This window comes from Parabacteroides sp. AF14-59 (genome assembly GCF_003479515.1).
GTDB classification, from domain to species: domain Bacteria; phylum Bacteroidota; class Bacteroidia; order Bacteroidales; family Tannerellaceae; genus Parabacteroides; species Parabacteroides faecis.
In genome coordinates this window covers 230,901-252,694 of the sequence record NZ_QUHH01000002.1, presented here as the reverse complement: position 1 = coordinate 252,694, position 21,794 = coordinate 230,901, and the positions used below count along the sequence as shown (strand labels likewise).

Annotated in this window: 14 protein-coding genes; 12 read left to right on the top strand and 2 right to left on the bottom strand. The window is 47.0% G+C overall.

The features are described 5' to 3' along the window. Positions 1–22 precede the first annotated feature (22 nt). From ftsZ to DWW23_RS03260, 3 genes are all read left to right on the top strand, one after another. Positions 23–1,390: a cell division protein FtsZ gene (gene ftsZ / locus DWW23_RS03270; RefSeq protein WP_122351850.1), complete on the top strand. Its 1,368-nt coding sequence runs from the start codon at positions 23–25 to the stop codon at positions 1,388–1,390. A 21-nt stretch (positions 1,391–1,411) separates the two neighbouring features. Beyond that, on the top strand, positions 1,412–1,864 hold the full coding sequence (locus DWW23_RS03265; RefSeq protein WP_122351849.1) for a GatB/YqeY domain-containing protein: 453 nt from the start codon (positions 1,412–1,414) through the stop codon (positions 1,862–1,864). Between the two features lie 154 nt (positions 1,865–2,018). Further along, entirely contained in the window at positions 2,019–3,425 is a 1,407-nt protein-coding gene (locus DWW23_RS03260; RefSeq protein ID WP_122351848.1) for a carbon starvation protein A, read from the top strand. A 20-nt stretch (positions 3,426–3,445) separates the two neighbouring features. On the opposite strand, the gene DWW23_RS03255 is transcribed toward DWW23_RS03260, so the two are convergent. Both DWW23_RS03255 and DWW23_RS03250 read right to left on the bottom strand, forming a co-directional pair. Further along, positions 3,446–4,804 (bottom strand): MATE family efflux transporter, encoded by a 1,359-nt coding sequence (locus tag DWW23_RS03255; RefSeq protein ID WP_122351847.1) that lies wholly within the window; start codon positions 4,802–4,804, stop codon positions 3,446–3,448. Between the two features lie 47 nt (positions 4,805–4,851). Next, entirely contained in the window at positions 4,852–5,157 is a 306-nt protein-coding gene (locus DWW23_RS03250; RefSeq protein ID WP_122351846.1) for a hypothetical protein, read from the bottom strand. A 206-nt stretch (positions 5,158–5,363) separates the two neighbouring features. Here DWW23_RS03250 and DWW23_RS03245 point away from each other — a divergent pair, with 206 nt between their 5' ends. The 9 genes from DWW23_RS03245 (at position 5,364) to sprA (ending at position 21,753) form a co-directional block, all read left to right on the top strand. Next, positions 5,364–6,239 (top strand): AraC family transcriptional regulator, encoded by an 876-nt coding sequence (locus tag DWW23_RS03245; RefSeq protein WP_122352012.1) that lies wholly within the window; start codon positions 5,364–5,366, stop codon positions 6,237–6,239. A gap of 20 nt (positions 6,240–6,259) precedes the next feature. Next, on the top strand, positions 6,260–6,661 hold the full coding sequence (locus tag DWW23_RS03240; RefSeq protein WP_122351845.1) for a GNAT family N-acetyltransferase: 402 nt from the start codon (positions 6,260–6,262) through the stop codon (positions 6,659–6,661). Positions 6,662–6,785: 124 nt separating this feature from the next. After that, positions 6,786–7,715 carry a DMT family transporter gene (locus tag DWW23_RS03235; RefSeq protein WP_122351844.1) on the top strand — a complete coding sequence of 310 codons (930 nt, stop codon included), beginning with the start codon at positions 6,786–6,788 and terminating at the stop codon, positions 7,713–7,715. 123 nt (positions 7,716–7,838) lie between these two features. Further along, a complete protein-coding gene (gene dxs, locus DWW23_RS03230) occupies positions 7,839–9,743 on the top strand; it encodes a 1-deoxy-D-xylulose-5-phosphate synthase (protein ID WP_122351843.1) in 1,905 nt (634 codons plus the stop codon). 57 nt (positions 9,744–9,800) lie between these two features. Beyond that, positions 9,801–11,138 carry a Trk system potassium transporter TrkA gene (trkA, locus tag DWW23_RS03225; protein WP_122351842.1) on the top strand — a complete coding sequence of 446 codons (1,338 nt, stop codon included), beginning with the start codon at positions 9,801–9,803 and terminating at the stop codon, positions 11,136–11,138. A 1-nt stretch (position 11,139) separates the two neighbouring features. Beyond that, entirely contained in the window at positions 11,140–12,597 is a 1,458-nt protein-coding gene (locus DWW23_RS03220; protein ID WP_187576586.1) for a TrkH family potassium uptake protein, read from the top strand. A gap of 13 nt (positions 12,598–12,610) precedes the next feature. Then, positions 12,611–13,498, top strand: coding sequence for an SMP-30/gluconolactonase/LRE family protein (locus DWW23_RS03215; protein ID WP_122351841.1), 888 nt, complete (start codon positions 12,611–12,613; stop codon positions 13,496–13,498). A 93-nt stretch (positions 13,499–13,591) separates the two neighbouring features. Then, positions 13,592–14,182 (top strand): Holliday junction branch migration protein RuvA, encoded by a 591-nt coding sequence (ruvA, locus tag DWW23_RS03210; RefSeq protein WP_122351840.1) that lies wholly within the window; start codon positions 13,592–13,594, stop codon positions 14,180–14,182. Positions 14,183–14,241: 59 nt separating this feature from the next. Beyond that, positions 14,242–21,753 carry a cell surface protein SprA gene (gene sprA, locus DWW23_RS03205; protein WP_122351839.1) on the top strand — a complete coding sequence of 2,504 codons (7,512 nt, stop codon included), beginning with the start codon at positions 14,242–14,244 and terminating at the stop codon, positions 21,751–21,753. Positions 21,754–21,794: the final 41 nt, after the last annotated feature.

Below are 21,794 nucleotides of genomic sequence, written 5' to 3'. Positions count from 1 at the left end.
AATGGATTAAAACCGGAAGACAATGGACGACACAATATTAAGTTTCAATTATCCGACAGATACTCCTAAGATCATCAAAGTAATTGGTGTAGGAGGCGGTGGTGGTAACGCTGTTACCCACATGTACAAAGAAGGTATACATGATGTTACATTCGTTCTGTGTAACACAGACAACCAGGCGCTGAACCGTTCGGACGTGCCGGTCAAAGTGCCGCTGGGCCGTAATATCACCCAGGGACTGGGAGCCGGTAACAAGCCCGAACGTGCCATGATGGCAGCTGAGGAAAGTATGGAAGATATCCGTAAGATGTTGAGCGACGGAACCAAAATGGTCTTTATCACTGCCGGAATGGGTGGTGGTACGGGGACGGGCGCTGCTCCGGTTATTGCCCGCATCGCCAAGGATATGGGAATACTGACCGTCGGTATCGTAACCATACCTTTCGTTTTTGAAGGCGAACGCAAGATTATCCAGGCCCTGAACGGGGTGGAGGAGATCAGTAAGAATGTGGATGCCCTGCTGGTGATCAACAACGAACGCCTGCGTGCTATCTATTCCGACCTGACCATGACGAATGCGTTCGGAAAGGCGGATGATACCCTGACGATTGCCGCCAAGAGCATTGCTGAGATTATCACCCTTCCGGGTATTATCAACCTCGACTTTGCCGATGTCAACACCACCATGAAAGATGGTGGCGTGGCATTGATGAGTAACGGTTTCGGTGAGGGAGAAGGTCGTGTGCGCCAGGCGATTGAAGACGCATTGAACTCTCCGTTGCTTAACAACAACGATGTATTCAATGCCAAGAAGATATTATTCAACGTATCATTCGGCGAAGAAGCCGAGTTGCGTATGGAAGAAATGAACGATGTACATGACTTCATGTCACGCTTCGGACGCGATATCGAGGTGATCTGGGGTACGGCAATCGACAATACACTCGGAACACGGGTGAAAATGACGATCCTTGCGACCGGGTTCGGTATGGAAGATATTCCGCAGATCGCAGAGAAACGTCAGATCGAACAGGGCCGTATGACCGAAGAAGAACTTCGCCTGGAGGAAGAACGGTTGAATAAGGAACGTGCCGAAAAAGATCTGATCGACAAATATTACGGTGCTTCCGGTCAGCGTATGCGCCGTGTGGCTGCCCGTGCCAAGGCTGTTGTATTGACGCAGGACGAACTGGACGATGACGCATTGATCGCCCTGATCGAAGATAATCCTACTTATAACCGTGATCCGAAAGTGATCGCCCGTGCCCGTTCTAAAGTGCAGGGTGGAGATATTCCGGTATCATCGGCAACCGTAACGGCTCCGTCGGCTCCGCGTCCGGAAGGAAAGAAGCCGGATACAGGAGGTAAGCAGGTGATAAGTTTCCGATAATTTTTAATAAGAAATTAAGATATGGATTTGTTTGAAAGAGTCAGCGAAGACATTAAAAACGCAATGAAGGCAAAAGATAAAGTAGCCCTCGAAACACTGAGAAATGTAAAAAAAGTCTTTCTGGAAGCTAAAACAGCTCCGGGAGCAAACGATACCCTGTTAGATGCCGATGCGACCAAGATGATCCAGAAGCTGGTAAAACAGGGCAAGGATTCAGCAGAAATCTATGCCCAGCAAGGTCGTGCAGACCTGGCGGAGGCTGAATTGGCACAGGTTAAAGTGCTTGAAGCATACCTTCCGAAACAGATGACTGCCGAGGAACTGGAAACAGAAATAAAAGCTATCATCGCCCAGGTGGGTGCTGCCGGCCCGAAAGATATGGGGAAGGTAATGGGGGTTGCCTCCAAAGCTCTTGCCGGAAAAGCGGAAGGACGTGCCATTTCAGAAACGGTAAAACGTTTGCTGAATAGCTAATATATCGCTTTGAAAGTAACTTATCCCCTCTTGAAAGGGGCAGGGGTGTGTTAGAGTCAGTCTAACGAAACTATAACACACCCTTTTTCCCCATTTATTTTTCTTTAGACTCATTCTTTTAGAACATAGACCGTATTCTAATAACTCTTATACAATGATAACCTTTATCTGCTGCCTGGCAACCCTTATTGCAGGCTATTTCATCTACGGTTCTTTTATAGAACGTATCTTCGGGATCGATCCTTCCCGTAAAACTCCCGCTTATACTCATCAGGACGGAGTCGATTATATCCCGATGTCTTCCTGGAAAGTCTTTATGATCCAGTTCCTGAATATCGCAGGTCTCGGACCGATCTTCGGTGCCATAATGGGGGCAAAGTTCGGTACGGCTTCTTTCCTCTGGATCGTTTTGGGAACGATCTTTGCCGGAGCGGTCCATGACTACCTGGCAGGAATGCTTTCCTTGCGGCATAATGGAGAAAGTCTGCCTGAGATCATCGGCCGTTATCTCGGAAACAACTTCAAGCAGTTTATGCGTGGTTTTACTGTGGTTCTGATGATATTGGTCGGTGCTGTCTTTGTTGCAGGTCCGGCAGGTTTGCTGGCAAAGCTGACACCTGAATATCTCGATGCTACTTTCTGGATATTTGTTGTATTCATCTATTATATCCTGGCTACCTTATTACCGGTCGATAAGATTATCGGTAAGATATATCCGTTGTTTGCTGCAGCCCTGCTGTTTATGGCTGTCGGTATTCTGGTGATGTTGTTTGTAAATCATCCGCCGTTACCGGAGTTGACAGACGGTTTGACAAATAAGCATCCGGAGAATCTGCCTATTTTCCCAATCATGTTTGTCAGTATTGCCTGTGGAGCGATTTCCGGATTCCATGCGACTCAAAGTCCGTTGATGGCACGTTGTATCAAGAATGAAAAAATGGGACGCCCGGTCTTTTTCGGCGCTATGATCACCGAAGGTATCGTAGCTTTGATCTGGGCTGCAGCTGCTACTTATTTCTATCATAACAACGGAATGGGGGAGAGCAATGCCGCTGTTATTGTAGATAGTATCACAAAAGAGTGGTTAGGCACAGTCGGTGGTGTACTGGCGGTGTTGGGAGTTATTGCAGCGCCGATTACTTCCGGCGATACGGCATTCCGTTCGGCTCGTCTGATCGTTGCCGATTTTCTGCATAAGGAGCAGAAAAGTATAGCAAGCCGTTTGATGATCTGTATCCCTCTGTTTATCGTAGCTATAGGCATATTGCTTTACAGCTTGAAAGATAAAGACGGTTTCGATATGATCTGGCGTTATTTCGCTTGGACGAACCAGACTCTGGCTGTATTTACCTTATGGGCATTGACGGTCTTTCTGGCGCGTTCTAAAAAGCTGTATATTGTTACCTTGATTCCGGCTTTGTTTATGACAGCCGTTTGTTCTACGTATATTTTTGTCGCTCCGGAAGGATTAGGTATGGGGGTTGCTATTTCGCAGACGATTGGCGTGGTGATTACAATCATCACATTGATCGCATTTTTATGGTGGAAAAGAAAACAGTAAAATCTCCATCCGTATAAACGCTACTGGTCTTTCATCTTTTCCAGAATTTTCGGAAACTGCCAGAAAAACAGCAGCGTGCAGCAGATAGCTGCGGTGGCGTCGGATATGGCTTCTGCAGCATATACACCGGTTACACCCATAAAATGCGGAAGTATCAGTGCTAACGGGATCAGCAGGATTACCTTGCGGAGCAAAGCGATGAAAATGGATATCCGGGCCTGCCCCAAAGCGACAAACATATTCTGACAGGCACGCTGTAATCCGAAAATGGTCATGCCACCCAGAAAGACGGGCATTGTCCAGCTGACCGTATCTATCAACCTTTCGTCGCTTGTAAAAGCTGACGCTATTGTGGAAGGGAACACGATCATAAACAGCATCAGAATCAAATTGAAAGAGAACATCGTGATCAGCGCGATACGGAAACATTCTTTCACACGCCGTTTGTCACCATGGCCGTAATTATAACTGACTATCGGGACGAAACCTTGTGCAAATCCTGTCAGCGGAACACTGGCGAATTGCATCGAGGTTTGCAGAACCGTCAGGGCACTGACATAAATATCTCCGAACTCTTTCAGGCTGCTGTTCAGTACAAAGCCGACCAGACTCTCGGTGCTTGCCATAATGAACGGAGATATTCCCAGAGCAAGCATCGCAACCACGATCCCTTTGTCCGGTTTCATATAACGTCTTTCTAAAGGCAAAGAGGCACGTCGGGAAAAAAGAAAGAGCAACACCCATATGGCGCTGCAAGCCTGTGAAATCACTGTAGCCAAAGCTGCTCCTTTCACCCCCATGTCAAGCCAGAAAATAAAGATCGGATCGAGAATGATATTCAGGAAAGCACCGATCAGCACTGAACCCATGGCAATAGCAGGCCGTCCCTGGGCATTGATGAAAGAGTTCAGTCCGGTAGAGATCTCCACAAAGATTGTCCCCAGCAAATAAATGGAAAGATAATCGACCGCATATCCCAATGTATGTTCCGAAGCACCTGTAAAGAGCAGGATGGGTTCCATAAAGGTATAGGTTATGGAAGAGGTCAGGATGGTGAATAGGATCAGCAGAATAAAACCATTTCCCAATATCTTCCCGGCACGCTGGCGGTCGCCTTGCCCGAGGGCTATCGCAGCCAACGGCGCACCCCCTCCTCCGACGATCGCCGAGAAAGAAGAGATCAGCACGACGAGGGAGATGGTTACTCCCACGCCTGCCAATGCTTCGGTTCCAATGCCCGGAATATGTCCGATATAGATACGGTCGACAATGCTGTAAAGCAAGTTGACGAACTGGGCTGCTACAGCCGGGAGTGCCATCCTGAAGACCAACGGCAACATGCGCTCGGTCCCCAGGCGTTCTTCATATTTATTTACCATCTTGAATCTTATCGCCTAAAATGGCTACAAAGATACAAGAAATAGCGTTAACCGACTACGCTATAAATACAAACCTCCGGTGCGGCCTGGAAGAAAGGCTTCAACTCGACCACTACATCCTGATTGAATAAATCGGAATGTAGATATCCTTCGGCTTCCGCCACGGAGGAAAAACCGTGAAGAACCTGCACATCCTCTTTTCTTACAAGCAATTGTTTGCTGACTGCTCCCGAAATCGTATCCAGAAACGGTTGCCGATACTTGGTGTACACTGCCGCAGCTGCGCCACGGTCGCTTTCATTCACTTTGAGAGTTATCTCCAGATAAGCTCCTGCTTTTTTTTCTGTTGTCATAATCTTTTTGTTTTTAATGAACGATACAAAGGTAGGAGTGCCGGTAACGGTATTCAATGCGGATTCAGGACAAAGAATGGTAAATTTGGGAATGTGGTCTTGTCTTTATTCCCCTGTTTCCCAAATATACCATTTTATGTTTGCATTTTATCATCATCGGAATCAAAGAACAAACTACCTTTGCTCCGGACAAAAACAGGAACCGTATGAAGAAGAATGAAGTATTTACAAAATATGATCTGGAAAAGGATGCACCTGACGGGATACAGTTCGATATCATGGAAATGCCCTCCTTCTTTATTGAGAACGGGGATAACCCTATGTATCCGCATATTCATGGTTTTTACCAGATCATTTGGTTCAGGAAAGGGACAGGAGCGCATTATGTCGACTTTAAAGAATATAGCATAACAGACAATACCCTGTTTTTTCTTTCGCCGGGACAAATACATTATTTCGATGGGAAGCGCGATCAGGAAGGGATCATCATCCACTTCAACGAGAGTTTTCTTTCCGATGAAGGAAGCAGCGAGAACGTTTTCCTCAAATACAATGTATTCAATGCCTTCGATGCCGTTCCTTACTATAATATAGCGCCTGCAGATACCCGACGGCTGAATTATATCGTGGAAGAAATGGAAATAGAGACGCAACATACGAATGCTTTTGCTCATAAAGATTATCTGAAATATCTGGTAAAAATGTTCCTGATCTACGTGCAGCGGACAGGGCAGAAGGGAACTGGCCTTCCGTTATGTATCAACAATTCATCCAACCGTACTTTTGTCCAGTTTCGGCAAATGCTGGAACACCATTATCGGCATATGCATACGGTAAAAGAATATGCGAATCGTCTGAATGTCTCCACCAAGACATTGACCAATTGCGTATATGAGAGTTCCCGCAGCACCCCTTTAAAGATTATCAACGACCGGATCATCCTTGAAGCGAAACGGCAGCTCCTCCATTCCAGTTTAAAGATCAAAGAGATTGCTTTTTACCTGGGATTTGAAGATCCGTCATATTTCGTAAAGTTCTTCAAGCGCCAGACGGGATATTTGCCGGCAGAATTCAGGGAGTAAATCAAACAAACTAACAGAAGATGAATATTGTATATCGAAAAACGAAAGATTTCACAGAAAAGGAAATAGAAGAGTTATTCCTTTCGGTCAACTGGTTATCAGGTAGATATCCGGAACGTCTGATCAAAGCCTTAAAGGCGTCTTCATGTGTGGTTACAGCATGGGACGGCACAAAGTTGGTCGGCCTTATTCGGGCCTTGGATGATGGCGGGATGGTTGCATTCCTCCATTATTTATTGGTACATCCGGATTATCAGGGGAAAGGTATCGCTGCCACATTGTTGACAATAGTAAAGGAAAAATATAAAGATTATCTCTATCTCAACATAATGCCGGATGAAAAGAAAAATATCTCTTTTTATGAAAAACACGGTTTTTCTCTGTTGGAGGAAGGAGCAGCCATGCAAATAAAACATTTGTGATTTTCCACAAATAAAGGTTCATCTTTTCTTAAAAAATACCGTTGAAGGGTATTGTATATGTAAAAAGGACACTCTACATTTGTCGACCGTTATCGATAGTATAAATTAGCAAATATCTACCTATATGAATGCAAAGGTTAAGGGGTACATGCTGGGAGCCATTGCGGCTGCCACTTATGGCATGAATCCTCTTTTTGCTCTTCCCTTGTATAAGGCAGGAATGGATCCTGACTCAGTGCTTTTTTTCAGATACCTGTTTGCCCTCCCCGTGCTGGGAATAATGCTGAAAGCAAGAGGTCGGAATTTTAAATTATGCCGGAAGGACCTGCCGCCGTTAATTATCCTGGGCTTCCTGGTCGCTTTTTCATCGCTGGCTTTGTTCCAGAGTTATAATTATATGGAAGCCGGTATCGCTTCAACCTTGCTGTTCGTTTATCCGATCATGGTCGCTTTGCTTATGTCGCTGCTTTTCAAGGAGAAGTTAACCCTGCAAACTGTCTTATGTATTTTGCTGGCATTGGGTGGCATCGGACTACTCTACAAAACAGGGAGCGGAGCGACCCTTAGTACGACAGGAGTTCTACTGGTGATGGGATCGGCTCTCTCTTATGCCATTTACATTGTTGGCGTGAATCGTCCGAGATTAAAGGATATAGCCACATTGAAGCTGACTTTTTACATATTGCTTTTCGGAGTGGCCCTTTTTCTGATTCGTGTTGATTTCGGAAAAAGTCTGCATGTTGTCGATGACTGGTATCTGTGGGGGAACCTGATCGCTTTAGCAATCTTTCCCACTGCTATATCATTCCTGTGTACCACGCAGGCTATCCAGTATATCGGTTCTACACCGACCGCTATCCTGGGGGCACTGGAACCTCTGACAGCCGTGTTTTTCGGAGTGACTATCTTCGGTGAAGTTCTGACCCCCAGACTGGGTTGCGGGATCGTGATGATCATTCTGGCTGTTACTCTCATCATCGCCGGGAGCAATGTCACGACTTACCTGATCCGCTTCAGAAAGTTATTTCCCCGACTTCCGTTCCCGAAAAAGTAAGAATATATCCTATCGGTTAAGATTCACATTCCCCCGGATTTAACCATTCTGTAAAAGAAATGCCCCGCTAAAACTATTTTATGTGGCGTTAATTCTTTACATTTGCCACAAAAATTAGCGGACATGATAGATTGCAAGGATGAACATATATTGAACGTCATTAATTATCCGGAGGATTTGCGTAAGTTGCCTCCCGAAAAATTGGGCCAGGTATGTGCAGAGTTGCGTCAATACATTATAGATATACTTTCTGAAAATCCCGGACACTTGGGTGCCAGTCTTGGAACGGTTGAACTGACCGTTGCCCTGCACTATGTTTTTAACACCCCGTACGACCGGATTGTCTGGGACGTCGGACACCAGGCTTACGGACACAAGATACTGACCGGACGCCGGGATGTTTTTCATACGCTCCGGAAATTCAAAGGGATCAGTGGCTTTCCTAACCCGGGAGAAAGTGAGTATGACGCTTTTATTGCCGGCCATGCCTCCAACTCCATTTCGGCTGCCATGGGTATGTCGGTAGCTTCCGAACTCAAAGAAGAACATAACCGGCATGTCATTGCCGTGATCGGTGACGGCGCAATGACCGGTGGACTGGCCTTTGAAGGACTGAACAATGCCTCGGCAAATCCCAACAACCTGCTGATCATTCTCAACGACAACGATATGGCTATCGATAATTGCGTAGGAGGATTGAGCCAATATCTGGTGGATATCACAACCAGCCAGGCATACAACAAGATGCGCTATGATGTGTACAGGGGATTGCGGAAGATGAAACTGATCAACAATGACCGTCGTGGAAATATTCTCCGTTTCAACAATAGCCTGAAAGCATTGATCACACAACAACATAACCTGTTTGAAGGATTCAGTATCCGTTATTTCGGACCTGTGGACGGGCATGATGTCAACTATATGATCAAGCTGCTGAACGATATAAAAGATCTGCAAGGCCCCAAACTATTGCATATCAAGACTAAAAAAGGCAAAGGCTTCAAGCCCGCCGAGGAATCGGCAACCGAATGGCATGCTCCGGGCAAATTCAATAAAGAGACCGGTCAGCGGATTATCGTCCACAAACTGGATGAACCGCAATTGTATCAGGATGTTTTCGGACATACACTCGTTGAACTGGCTGAACAGGACGAACGGATCGTTGGCATTACTCCCGCCATGCCAACCGGAAGTTCCATGATCTATATGATGAAAGCTTTTCCCAAACGGGCATTCGATGTCGGAATAGCAGAAGGACACTCGGTGACCTTCTCTGCCGGACTTGCTAAAGAAGGGATGATCCCGTTCTGCAACGTCTATTCATCGTTCATGCAACGGGCGTACGATAATCTCATACACGATGTTGCTTTGCAAAAGCTGCATATGGTGATCTGTCTGGATCGTGCCGGGCTGGTCGGTGAAGACGGAGCCACGCATCACGGGGTGTTCGATCTGGCATACCTGCGTCCGATCCCCAACCTGACGATCGCTTCGCCGCTCAACGAACTGGATCTGCGGAACCTGATGTACACCGGGTACAAAGAGGCAACGGGTACTTTTGTGATCCGTTATCCACGTGGCAAAGGAGAGAAGAAAGACTGGCGCAACGAAATGCAGGTCCTTCCCATCGGTAAAGGGAAAAAACTGAACGAAGGAGACGATATAGCTGTTTTATCTATCGGGCCGATCGGAAATGAAGTGATAAAAGCTATAGAGGAAGTGGCCGGTGAAGGACTATCGGTTGCACATTACGACATGATTTATCTGAAACCGATCGATGAAGAGTTATTACATGAGATAGGCCGGAAGTTCAAACGCGTCATTACCGTAGAGAACGGTGTCGTGAAAGGCGGATTGGGCACAGCCGTTCTTGAATTTATGGCAGACAACGGATATACTCCGCGGGTGAAACGCATCGGTATACCCGACACATTCATTGAACACGGATCTATCCCCGAACTTTATAAATTATGCGGTCTGAATGCCGAAAGTTTGGCCGGAGAGATCCGAAAAATGATGAACGATTAAATATTAATGACAACTTGCCGGACGATGCGGCAAACGGAATGAGTAACAATTAGTAAAATGAAGATTATTATTGCCGGGGCAGGCGAAGTGGGTACGCATCTCGCGAAGATGTTATCTCAGGAAAAGCAGGATATCATCCTGATGGACCCGAGTGAGGAACGATTGAATATCACCAATTCCAATATGGAGATTCTTCCTATGGTTGGAAATCCGACTTCGATCCGTGACCTGGAAGAAGCCGGTATAAAAAAGACAGACCTGTTCGTCAGCGTTACTCCTGAAGAGACGACGAATATTGCCGCAAGTATCCTGGCTTCCAAGTTGGGAGCACGCAAAACCCTGGCACGTATCAATAACTACGAATATTTGTTACCCAAAAACAAAGAGCTGTTCGAAAAGTTGGGGATCCACTCGATGATCTATCCGGAAATGCTGGCTGCTAAAGAGATTGTCAGTGCGATACGTCGTCCGTGGACACGCCAGTACTGGGAACTGTTCGGGGGCGCCCTGATCCTGCTGGGAGTGAAGGTTCGTGAGAATTCCCGCCTGGTAAACAAACAACTGGTCGAACTGCTGAACGAACAGAAGCTATACCATATCGTTGCCATCAAACGGCAATATGAAACGATTATCCCGCGCGGTACCGATTATATCCTACCCGGCGACATCGTTTTTTTTACGACTACCAAGGAACATATCAAGGATGTGCAGCTACATGCCGGTAAAAAAGACCCGGAAGTGAAAAAGATCTTTATCATGGGAGGCAGCCGTATCGCCATCCGTACCAGCCAGTATCTGCCGAATAATATCCGGGTAAAGATATTGGAGACAAATAAAGAGAAAAGTCACCGCATAGCCGAAGTGGTGCCGAGCAATGTCCTGATCATTAACGGCGACGGACGCGATACGGAACTACTGATGCAGGAAGGAATCAAGGATGCTCAGGCATTCGTTGCCCTGACGGATAATTCAAGTACGAATATCCTTGCCTGTTTGGCTGCAAAACGTTTCGGCGTATTCAAAACGGTGGCCAAGATCGAGAATATCGATTATATCCCATTAGCCGAAAATATGGATATCGGTTCGGTTATTAACAAAAAGCTGATCGCCGCCAGCCATATCTATCAGTTCCTGCTGGATGCCGATGTTTCCAACGTAAAGTTCCTTACCTTTGCCAACGCCGATGTGGCTGAGCTCGTTGCCCGTCCCGACTCGAAGATCACCCGCAAACAGGTGAAAGACCTGCATTTGCCGAAAGATCTGACTTTAGGAGGGTTGATACGAGACGGCGAGCCGATGATGATTAAGGGAGACACCCAGATACAAGCCTACGACCATGTGGTGGTGTTCTGTCTGGAGACGGCTATGCGCAAACTGGAAGATTATTTTAATTAGTATGTTACTGAATATACGTTTCATAATAAAGATGCTGGGGATGATGTGCATCCTCGAAACGCTGTTCATGCTGATGGCAACGGTTGTCGCCTTCCTCTACAAAGGCGGTGATTTCTATACGTTGCTTTTGTGCAGCGGAATACTGTTCGGGGTGGGCGTATCGCTTTATGCTATCGGCTTCCGTGCAAACGAATATATGGCCGGACGACGGGAAGGGATGCTGACGGTGACATTCACCTGGATATTACTTTCTCTATTAGGCATGTTGCCTTTTTACCTGGGAGGCTATATAGATAACGTGACGGATGCCTTTTTCGAAACGATGTCGGGCTTCACGACGACCGGATCGACCATCCTGACCGATATTGAGTCATTGCCGAAAGGAATTCTGTTCTGGCGTAGCCTTACCCAATGGCAGGGAGGTATCGGGATGATCGTGTTCACCGTAGCATTGATGCCTATCCTGGGCGGCGGTGCGACACAGATGTTCAATGCAGAGACGCCGGGGATCACCCATGAGCGTTTCCGTCCTCGCGTGACACAGGTAGCCAAGCGCCTTTGGGGTGTTTACCTGTTCCTTACTTTTCTGTTGATCGGGCTGTTATGGATCGGACCGATGGATTTGTATGACGCTGCCAACCATGCCCTGACGGCTATCTCTACAGGAGGATATTCCACAAAGAATGCCAGTATTGCTTATTGGAATTCCGCTTATATCGAATATATTATCACGATCTTCATGTTCATCGGGGCGACCAATATCACATTGATCTATTTCTGCCTGAACGGGAATGTGAAGAAATTGTTTTTTGATGAAGAGTTCCGTTGGTTTTTCTGGTTTGTCATGCTTATGATAGCCGTGACAACCGGATGGATCATGTATAAGGGGTTCTTTACCGACTTCCCGACTGCATTCCGGCAGGCAGCCTTCCAGGTGGTGACACTGGTCTCTACGTGCGGATTCGCTACGGAAAACTATATTCCCTGGGGACCGTTCTTTTGGATGATCGCATTGATATTGATGTTTATTTGCGGTTGTGCCGGCTCTACCTGCGGAGGGTTGAAGATGGGACGTTTCGTGATCCTTTCGAAGAATCTCTTCAATGAATTCAAGAAACAGACACACCCGCATGCAATTATACCTGTACGGATGGATTCGCATATTGTATCCGGAGAGATTGTTCATCGCGTGCTGGCATTTGCTTTCGCTTATATGTCCCTGATCGTGATCAGTTGTATCGTTCTGATGCTCGACGGTTTGGGATTCGAGGAGTCGATCGGTGCTGCAGTCTCGGCCATCAGCAATGTCGGTCCGGGGCTTGGCAAGCTGGGACCGGTGGATAACTTCTCTGAAGTGCCTGTCGTATCCAAGTGGTTCCTTTCCTTCCTGATGATGACGGGACGTCTGGAAATATTTACCGTATTGACATTACTTGTTCCGGGATTCTGGAAACAATAAAATAACAGCTGATATGAAAACACGTACAATGCTTCTTACGATTATGAGTTGCCTGTTTATCGGAGTAACGACCGGAGCACAGACAGCCGCACAGCGCGAAACGACCGACTTACTGCCGGAAGGTACTTTTACCAACGGAATAGAAGGCCCCGCCACCGATAAATCCGGTAATCTGTACGCCGTCAACTATGGTAAAGAAGGAACGATAGGCATTGTACGCCCGGACGGATCGCATGAATGTTTCGTGACACTTCCCGAAGGTTCTACGGGCAACGGTATCCGTTTCAATAAGGCCGGAGAGATGTTGGTCGCAGATTATACCGGTCATAACATTCTGAAAGTAGACATGAAAACCAAAGGCATCAGCGTCTATGCCCACGAGCCGAAGATGAACCAACCCAACGATATCGCCCTGGCACCCAATGGCAACCTGTATGCCAGCGACCCGGACTGGCCGAACAAGAAAGGACAGCTTTGGCTGGTCACTCCGGACGGTAAAGTCACCCTGCTGGAAGGTGATATGGGGACGACCAACGGCATCGATGTCAGTCCTGACGGTAAAAAACTTTATGTTAACGAGTCTGCACAACTTAAAGTATGGGTGTACGACATAAAACAGGACGGAACACTTAAAAACAAGACACTTTTCCATACGTTCGAAGGTTTCGGTATGGACGGCATCCGTTGCGACGTAAAAGGCAACCTGTATCTCTGCCGTTATGAAAAAGGAACGGTAGCCCTTATAAATCCGAAAGGGAAACTGATCCGTGAAATACAGCTGAAAGGAAAGAAACCGTCGAACATTACATTCGGAGGCCCTGACAACCGTCGCTGTTTCGTCACGCTACAGGACCGCGGCTGTTTCGAAACCTTTACTGCCGAATACCCTGGAAGGGAATAAATATTTACCTATTTGAATATTTCTTTAGGTCTGATATACGCTTTTGCTTAATTTTGCGTTATTATATGTACGAATAACTAGAAGAGACGCAAAATGATAGAATATATTAAGGGGGATATCGTAGAACTTACTCCCACACAGATGATCATCGAATGTGCAGGGATTGGCTACGAACTTAACATATCTCTGACTACATACAGCGCTTTCAGCGGGAAACCTACCGGGAAAATTTACGTATATGAAGTCATACGTGAAGATGCCCATCTTTTGTTCGGTTTCGCTCAAAAGGCTGAACGTGAGTTGTTTTTATTGTTGACATCGGTATCCGGAGTCGGCCCTAATACAGCACGTATGATCTTGTCTTCTCTTCCTCCTGCCGAATTGATCCAGGTAATTGCCAATAAAAATGAAACGGCCCTGACTTCGGTAAAAGGGATCGGACAGAAAACGGCACAACGTATTCTGGTCGACCTGAAAAACAAGGTAAAGGCCGGCGATTCGATAGCAAGTGCAGGAGCTCCTGTTACGGGTGGAAACGGTGCGGTTGCCCAGGAAGCGGTTGCCGCCCTTGTGATGTTGGGATTCCAGAAGGCTGCTTCGCAAAAGGCAGTCAGTTCGATACTGAAAAGTTCGCCGATGCTGGCAGTAGAACAAGTGATAAAAAGTGCACTCAGAATGCTTTAATAGTTGACAGGCAGGGGAGGTTTGCCGACCACCCTTACAAGTACAGTTGACAATTTAAAATGAAAAAGAAAACTCTTAAATATCTTATCTGGGTTACAATACTGCTATTCGGGGTCAGTATGGTCTCATTGAATGCCGATTACCTGACTTATACCGCTGAGTTACCGGATATACAGTTGCTTGAAGAACAGGATTTTCCGGATGGAAAAGATACGGTTCCGGCAACCCGCTATCCGGTGTCGAAAACTATACCGGAAGGTTATGAGGACCTGGGCAAAAAGTTACCGATGGACTTACGTGATCCGGAAAACGTAAAGACGGTCGTTGAATACGACATCAATACCGGAAGATATGTAGTCCGTACCCGTTTAGGTGAGAAAGACCTGACCACGCCGATCGACTTGAGTCCGGAAGAATATCAGGACTATAGCATGAAGCAATCGCTCCGCTCTTATTATCGTCAGAAAAACGAAGAAGAATTTCAGAAAGAAGCGGATAAGCAGTTCAACCTGGCAGATATGCAGTTCGGTATCGGTGCGGCAGAACGCATATTCGGTCCCGGAGGTGTACGTGTAAAGACACAAGGGTCGGCAGAAGTTACTTTAGGTTTAAAGAGGAATAGTACCAAAGATCCTTCGCTGCCTGAACGTGCCCGTAGCAATACCATTTTTAACTTCGATGAAAGCGTGCAGTTGAATGTACAGGCATCCGTGGGCTCGAAAGTGAATTTCGATATGAATTATAATACGGAGACTTCCTTCGACTTCGACTCCAAAAAGCTGAAACTGGCTTATACGGGTGAAGAGGATGAGATCATCAAATCATTGGAAGCCGGTAACGTATCGATGACGACAAGCAACTCGCTGATCAATGGCGGGGCGGCTTTGTTCGGTATGAAAGCAGACCTTCAGTTCGGTAAACTGAGGGTTAACGCGTTGTTTGCACAACAGAATTCGGAGTCTAAAACAGTGAATTCCAAAGGCGGTGTGCAGACCAAAGATTTTGAGTTGAAGATCGACGAGTATGATGAGAACCGACATTTCTTTCTGGCACATTATTTCCGGAATAGATATAACGAGGCTGTGGCCAGTTTACCCCAGATATATGCAGATATAAACATTACCCGCCTGGAAGTTTGGGTGACGAATAAAAGAGGCAATTACGATCAGTCACGCAATATTGTTGCCTTTACCGATATTGGTGAAAACGATGATGCATACATGGCTAACCCCGGTGCTTTTCCGGTCAGTGGTAGTAAGTACCCTGCCAATAGTGCGAACAGCTTGTACAACCAAATGACTACGACTTACTCGGGTGCCCGTCAGATTAGTCAGGTGGCACAGGTGTTGTCGGGTTTTACCGGAGGTGCTGAATATGAAGAGGTGGAGAGTGCCCGTTTGTTGGATGCTAACTCTGAATATACATTTGACAAACAGTTGGGATATATCTCATTGAATACAAGTTTGCAGACAGATGAAGTGTTGGCTGTCGCTTTTGAATATGAATACAATGATGTTTCCGGTAAACGTACGGGAAGAGTCGGTGAATTTTCCGACAGCGATCCGGCTAACCCCAACAACTGTCTTTATGTCAAGTTGCTGAAAGGTGTAAACATGTCTCCGCCCATGATGTACTGGGACCTGATGATGAAAAATATCTATTCTCTCGGTGCCTATTCTGTCCAGAAAGAGAAGTTCCGCCTGGATGTCATGTACCAGAGCGATACGACTGGTACTTATGTAAACTATCTGCCGGAAGCCAGTCAGGATACCGCTTCCAGGAAAATCTGGATACGCTTGATGGGAGCAGACCGTCTGAATGCCCAGAACGAAAAGCATCCCGACGGATATTTTGACTTTGTGGAAGGATATACTGTACAACCTGCTACCGGTAGAGTGATCTTCCCGACCATCGAGCCGTTCGGTTCCAGTTTGAAAGAGAAATTGCAGGGTGTCGTCAGTCCGGCTGTCGCAGATAAATATGTATTCCAGGAATTGTACGATACGACACAGACCGCCGCTCGCCAGATCGCAGAAAAGAACAAGTTCATCATGCGGGGGGAATATAAGGCATCTTCCGCTTCCGAGATACAGTTGGGTGCCAGCAACGTGGCACGCGGCTCGGTACGCGTAACGGCAGCAGGTGCTACATTAACGGAAAATGTGGATTATGCGGTCGATTACACATCCGGTACCGTTACAATTTTGAATGAAAGCATCATTGCTGCCGGAACCCCCGTAAGCGTTTCGCTGGAAAACCAGACGGCATATAATATGCAACGAAAGACAATGATGGGGTTGGATCTCAACTATCAGTTTAATCCGGACTTTTCGCTGGGAGCCACCATTATGCATATGTCGGAAATGCCGTTGAGCACTAAAACGGCGTTCGGTGACGAGTCTATTAAAAATACATTGTGGGGATTCAATATTGCCTATAAAACGGAAAGCCAATGGCTGACAAACGCATTCGACAAACTGCCGTTGCTGAACCTGACAAAACCCAGCCAGATTGCATTCACCGGTGAATTTGCCCACCTGATAGCCGGACATTATGAAAACAAATATACCGGAGGTTACTCTTATCTGGACGATTTCGAATCGACACAAAGCGGTTTCGACCTCTTGAACCCGTATCCGTGGAAACTGGCCAGTGTACCCTGGGATGATAACGCCACAGCTCGTTTCCCCGAAGCCAGCCTGACAAACGATATCGAATATGGTAAAAACCGTGCCTTGCTGGCATGGTACTATGTCGACGGATTATTCAATCGCAAGAATTCCAGTCAGGCACCCACGCATATCCGTAATGATAAAGAACAGTTGTCCAACCATTACGTTCGTGCCGTCTATGTAGATGAATTGTTTCCGGATAAAGACCAGGGTTATAATGAATCGAGTACAATTCAGGCGCTCAACCTTGCCTATTATCCGAATGAACGTGGTCCGTATAACCTCGATGCCGATCAGGTCAACTCTGACGGTACGTTGCAAAATCCGGAAAAGCGTTGGGGCGGTATCATGCGTAAGATCGACCAAAGTGATTTCGAGACTGCCAATGTCGAATATATTGAGTTCTGGTTACTCGATCCTTATCTTTATGAGGCACAGGAAGGTGTTACAGCAAAAGGCGGTGACCTTTATTTTAACCTGGGAGAAGTATCGGAAGATGTGCTGAAAGATGGAAAGAAGTTCTACGAGAACGGCTTGCCTGTCGATGGTGACAGAAGCAGGGTCGATTCAACAGTCTGGGGACTTGTACCGAAGCAGCAAAGTACGGTCTATGCCTTCGACAATACTTCCGGAGCACGTGCAAGACAAGATGTCGGCCTTAATGGTTTATCGGCGGAAGAAGAACGGGAGTATCCTGCCTACGCGGAGTTTATCAGCAAATTGATGACTAAGTTGTCGCCGACAAGGATCGATTCGATGATGAAGGATGATTATTCGCCTTTAATGAATCCGGCAACTGATAAATACCGTTATTTCCGAGGCACAGACCTGGATGAAAATGGAGTTAGCATTCTCGACCGTTACAAACGTTACAATGGAACAGAGGGCAACTCTGCTGAGAGTGGAACTTCCGGAGAGCGTTACGATACTTCCGCCTCCAAGAATCCGGATGTGGAAGACCTGAATCAGGATAACACGATGAACAAAAACGAAAAGTATTTTGAATACAAGGTGTCTATTCGTCCGGAAGACCTGAAAGTAGGAAAGAATTTTATTGTGGATGTGAAGGAAACTTTGCCGAAACTGCCTAATGGTGATAACGAGACCGGTGGTAAAAAGAACCCGGCGAAATGGTATCTTTTCAAGATTCCGGTGAAGAAATACGACCGTGCTGTCGGGGCTATTAGTGACTTTAAAAGTATCCGCTTTATGCGTATGTATATGACTAATTTCTCTAAGCCGACAATTTTGCGTTTCGGAACATTCGAGTTGGTACGTGGCGAATGGCGTTCATACGAACAAGACCTGTCCGACCCGAAAGTGCCGCCGATGGTCAATGGATCACTGGAGGTTTCTTCGGTGAATATAGAAGAAAATAGTCGTAGGGAGCCTATTCCTTACAGGGTTCCTCCCGGCGTAAGCCGTACACAAGACCCCGGTCAACCTCAGGTAAACCGGCAGAACGAACAGGCCCTGTCCATGAAAGTGACTGAGTTGGCAACGAGAGATGCACGTGCCGTTTACAAGACGACAGCTTACGACCTGCGCCAGTATAAACGCTTGCAGTTGTTTACCCATGCGGAAGCATTGCCTCTGGATGCAGATAATTATACCCAGCTTGTCGACGGAGACTTATCCGTATTCATCCGCTTGGGGTCCGATTATAAAAATAATTATTACGAATATGAAGTTCCGTTGAAGGTGACTCCGACTGGGAAAGGATCAGCATATGAACCTATTGATATCTGGCCGACAGAGAACATGCTCGATTTCCGTTTTGAAGTATTAACCAATCTCAAACTGAGCCGGAACAAAAAGAAGCGGGCGGGTGACAAAGGTATTACTTTCAATACCGTTTATTCGGAGCCTGACCCTGACAATCTAAGTAATACGATCAGTATCGTAGGTAACCCGAGCTTATCGGAAGTGAAAACGATTATGATCGGTGTCCGTAATGTATCTGGCTCGAATGCTGTCAGAAGCGGTGAGGTGTGGATCAACGAATTGCGTCTGGGTGAATTCAACGAAGAAGGCGGTTGGGCGGCCAATGCCAACCTGAACGTGGCCGTGTCTGACCTGGCTACGGTGAATGTAGGCGGGCGTATCGAAACGGCTGGTTTCGGCGCACTCGACCAGTCGCTGGCTGAACGCCGCATCGACGACTTTACGCAATACAACGTAGCGGCCAACATCGAATGGGGTAAATTCTTCCCCGAAAAGGCAAAGGTCAGCATTCCGATGTACTATGCTTATTCTAAAGATCAGACGAAAGCAAAATACAATCCGCTCGATCAGGATATCAAGCTGGACGATGCTTTGGATGCTGTCGAGACGAAAGCGGAAAAAGACTCCATCAAGAGTGTGGCAGTCGATCAGACAGTTATCAAGAGTATCTCATTCAACAACGTAAGGGCAGATATCCGCAGTAAGACGCCGATGCCTTACGACCCGGCGAACTTCTCGATCGGCTATTCATTCAGCGAGACGAAAAGGCAGAATCCGGAAACGGAATATGAAACGACAAAAGATTATCGCGGCAACTTCGCCTACAACTATACACCGTATGCGAAACCGTTCCGTCCGTTCCAGAAGATGAAGAAGAACAATGGCTACACCCGTTATATCAAACAGTTCAGCTTGAACTATCTACCGTCGAATATCAGTTTCCAGACGGCTATGATGCGTAATTATAACGAAATGCAGCTGCGCGACCTGGAAAACACTGGCTACAAACCGGAGGTAACTTTCAGCTCCGAGTTCTACTGGGACCGTGCTTTCAGCTTGCGCTGGGACTTTACGAACAACCTGAACATGACCTTCACTTCCGGAACAAATGCCCGGATCGAGGAACCGTACGTTCAGGTTAACAAAGAACTGGCTGCCGACCAGTATCAGATTTGGAAAGATTCTGTTAAACAGAGTATCGCCGACCTGGGTACGCCTTTGAAATATGACCAGACATTCAATGTCACCTGGAACATGCCGTTGCAGTATATCCCGGTTCTGGACTGGGTGAACAGTTCCGTCACATACAATGCGCAATACAACTGGGATCGCGGGGCGGTCACCGATACGCAATATGAGCTCGGTAATACGATCACCAACCAGCGTCAGATCGACTGGCAGGGTAGCTTGAACCTGCAATCGCTTTACAACAAGAACAAGTTCCTGAAGAAAGTGAACCAGAAGTTCTCGGCAACCCGTACGGCAACTAAGAAGAAAGAACCGAAAGAGATAAAGCTGGAAAGAGACATCCAGCTGAACATGGACAGCGGTACGGTCGTGCAGCACGGAATGTTCACCAAAAAGGTGCGTATCACTGCCCGCGGAGCCGACGGCAAAGTGTATGCGATTAAGTATAAACCGCTCAACTATGCACAGGTAATGATCCTGAATCAGGATACGGCCCATTTGAAACTGACCATCAAGCCGGGCCCGAAAGCAACGGAAGACTTCCTGTATAAAGCTGCCGAACACGCCAGCCGCTTCCTGATGATGGTTCGCCGCATCAATATCCAGTATGCCACTACGGATGGTATGATGGTGCCCGGATTCTCCCCGATGATCGGTGATATTTTCGGGCAGGGACGTTCACCGTTCGGCCTGACACCGGGATTGGGTTTTGCCTTTGGAGCCGTGAACCGCGACTTCCTGTATGATGCCAAAGACCGTGGCTGGCTGATCGAAAATACGACCAATGTCAACCCGGCTGTCATGACCAGCGCGAAGAACCTGAATATCCGGGCGAACCTGGAACCGATCACCGGATTGAAGATCGACCTGAATGCCAATCGCGTGGACACCCGCAGCACCGATATACAATATATGTATGCTGGTATGCCGGAACTGACCGGAGGTAATTTCACAATGACGACCGTCGCTTTGGGTAGTTTCTTCAAAGGCATCGGCAATGCAGGCAACAACTATGCCTCCAAATCGTTCGAAAAATTCATCGAGAACCGTGAGATCATAGCCCAGCGCCTTGAAAACCGTTATGCCGGGACTTTCTATCCGTATGGAGGTTTCCTTAGCCAGACCGGATATACCGGGCAACTCTACGATCCGGGAGATAACAATGAACTGGGAATCAGCCGTAACTCGTCTGACGTGTTGATCCCGGCGTTCCTTGCCGCTTATACCGGGAAAGATCCGAACAAGATTTCGCATTCACCGTTCCCCGCCATCCGTAGCATGTTGCCGAACTGGCGTATCACGTACGACGGGCTGATCCGTATTCCGGCGATAAAGAAATACTTCAAGACGGTTATGTTGAGCCATCAGTATCGCTGTACGTACAACGTCGGTGCTTACGAAACCTATTCAACCTGGGTCGATGCCGGTCTGGGCGATAATCTCGGATTTATACAGAATGCATCCGATAAGCCTATTCCTTCTTCGCCTTACTCGATCTCTTCCGTCAGCCTGACTGAGAGTTTCAGCCCGCTGTTGGGAGTCGATGCCACGATGTTGAACAATATAACGATCCGTGCAGACTATACGACTACACGCAATCTGAACCTGAATATCTCGTCTTACCAGATCGTAGAGGCGCTGTCCAATAAATACACGATCGGGTTGGGATACAAGTTTGCCGAGTTCAACAAGATATTGAAGATGAAGAAAACACGTGATTTCAGCAACGACCTGACCGTGCGCCTGGACTTCTCGTACAACAAGATGCAATCATTGATCCGTAAGATCGAGGATAGCTTCACGCAGGCTACCAGCGGTAACGTTGCGAAGACAATCCAGTTCTCTGCCGATTACGGTTTGAGCCGCGCGTTGACCCTTCGTGCGTTTTACGACCTGCAGATCAATGAGCCGCTGATCTCTAATGCAGCTTATCCGACAAGTAACTCGAATTACGGTGTCGCCCTCCGGTTCTCACTGGCGCAGTAAGCATTAACGAGGCTTTGTCACCCTTATGACACAACCTTGCC

Bases quoted from the DNA above. Each gene is read 5' to 3' on its own strand.
- ftsZ (WP_122351850.1), top strand. From the start codon at position 23: ATGGACGACACAATATTAAGTTTCAATTATCCGACAGATACTCCTAAG.
- DWW23_RS03265 (WP_122351849.1), top strand. From the start codon at position 1,412: ATGGATTTGTTTGAAAGAGTCAGCGAAGACATTAAAAACGCAATGAAG.
- DWW23_RS03260 (WP_122351848.1), top strand. From the start codon at position 2,019: ATGATAACCTTTATCTGCTGCCTGGCAACCCTTATTGCAGGCTATTTC.
- DWW23_RS03255 (WP_122351847.1), bottom strand. From the start codon at position 4,804: ATGGTAAATAAATATGAAGAACGCCTGGGGACCGAGCGCATGTTGCCG.
- DWW23_RS03250 (WP_122351846.1), bottom strand. From the start codon at position 5,157: ATGACAACAGAAAAAAAAGCAGGAGCTTATCTGGAGATAACTCTCAAA.
- DWW23_RS03245 (WP_122352012.1), top strand. From the start codon at position 5,364: ATGAAGAAGAATGAAGTATTTACAAAATATGATCTGGAAAAGGATGCA.
- DWW23_RS03240 (WP_122351845.1), top strand. From the start codon at position 6,260: ATGAATATTGTATATCGAAAAACGAAAGATTTCACAGAAAAGGAAATA.
- DWW23_RS03235 (WP_122351844.1), top strand. From the start codon at position 6,786: ATGAATGCAAAGGTTAAGGGGTACATGCTGGGAGCCATTGCGGCTGCC.
- dxs (WP_122351843.1), top strand. From the start codon at position 7,839: ATGATAGATTGCAAGGATGAACATATATTGAACGTCATTAATTATCCG.
- trkA (WP_122351842.1), top strand. From the start codon at position 9,801: ATGAAGATTATTATTGCCGGGGCAGGCGAAGTGGGTACGCATCTCGCG.
- DWW23_RS03220 (WP_187576586.1), top strand. From the start codon at position 11,140: ATGTTACTGAATATACGTTTCATAATAAAGATGCTGGGGATGATGTGC.
- DWW23_RS03215 (WP_122351841.1), top strand. From the start codon at position 12,611: ATGAAAACACGTACAATGCTTCTTACGATTATGAGTTGCCTGTTTATC.
- ruvA (WP_122351840.1), top strand. From the start codon at position 13,592: ATGATAGAATATATTAAGGGGGATATCGTAGAACTTACTCCCACACAG.
- sprA (WP_122351839.1), top strand. From the start codon at position 14,242: ATGAAAAAGAAAACTCTTAAATATCTTATCTGGGTTACAATACTGCTA.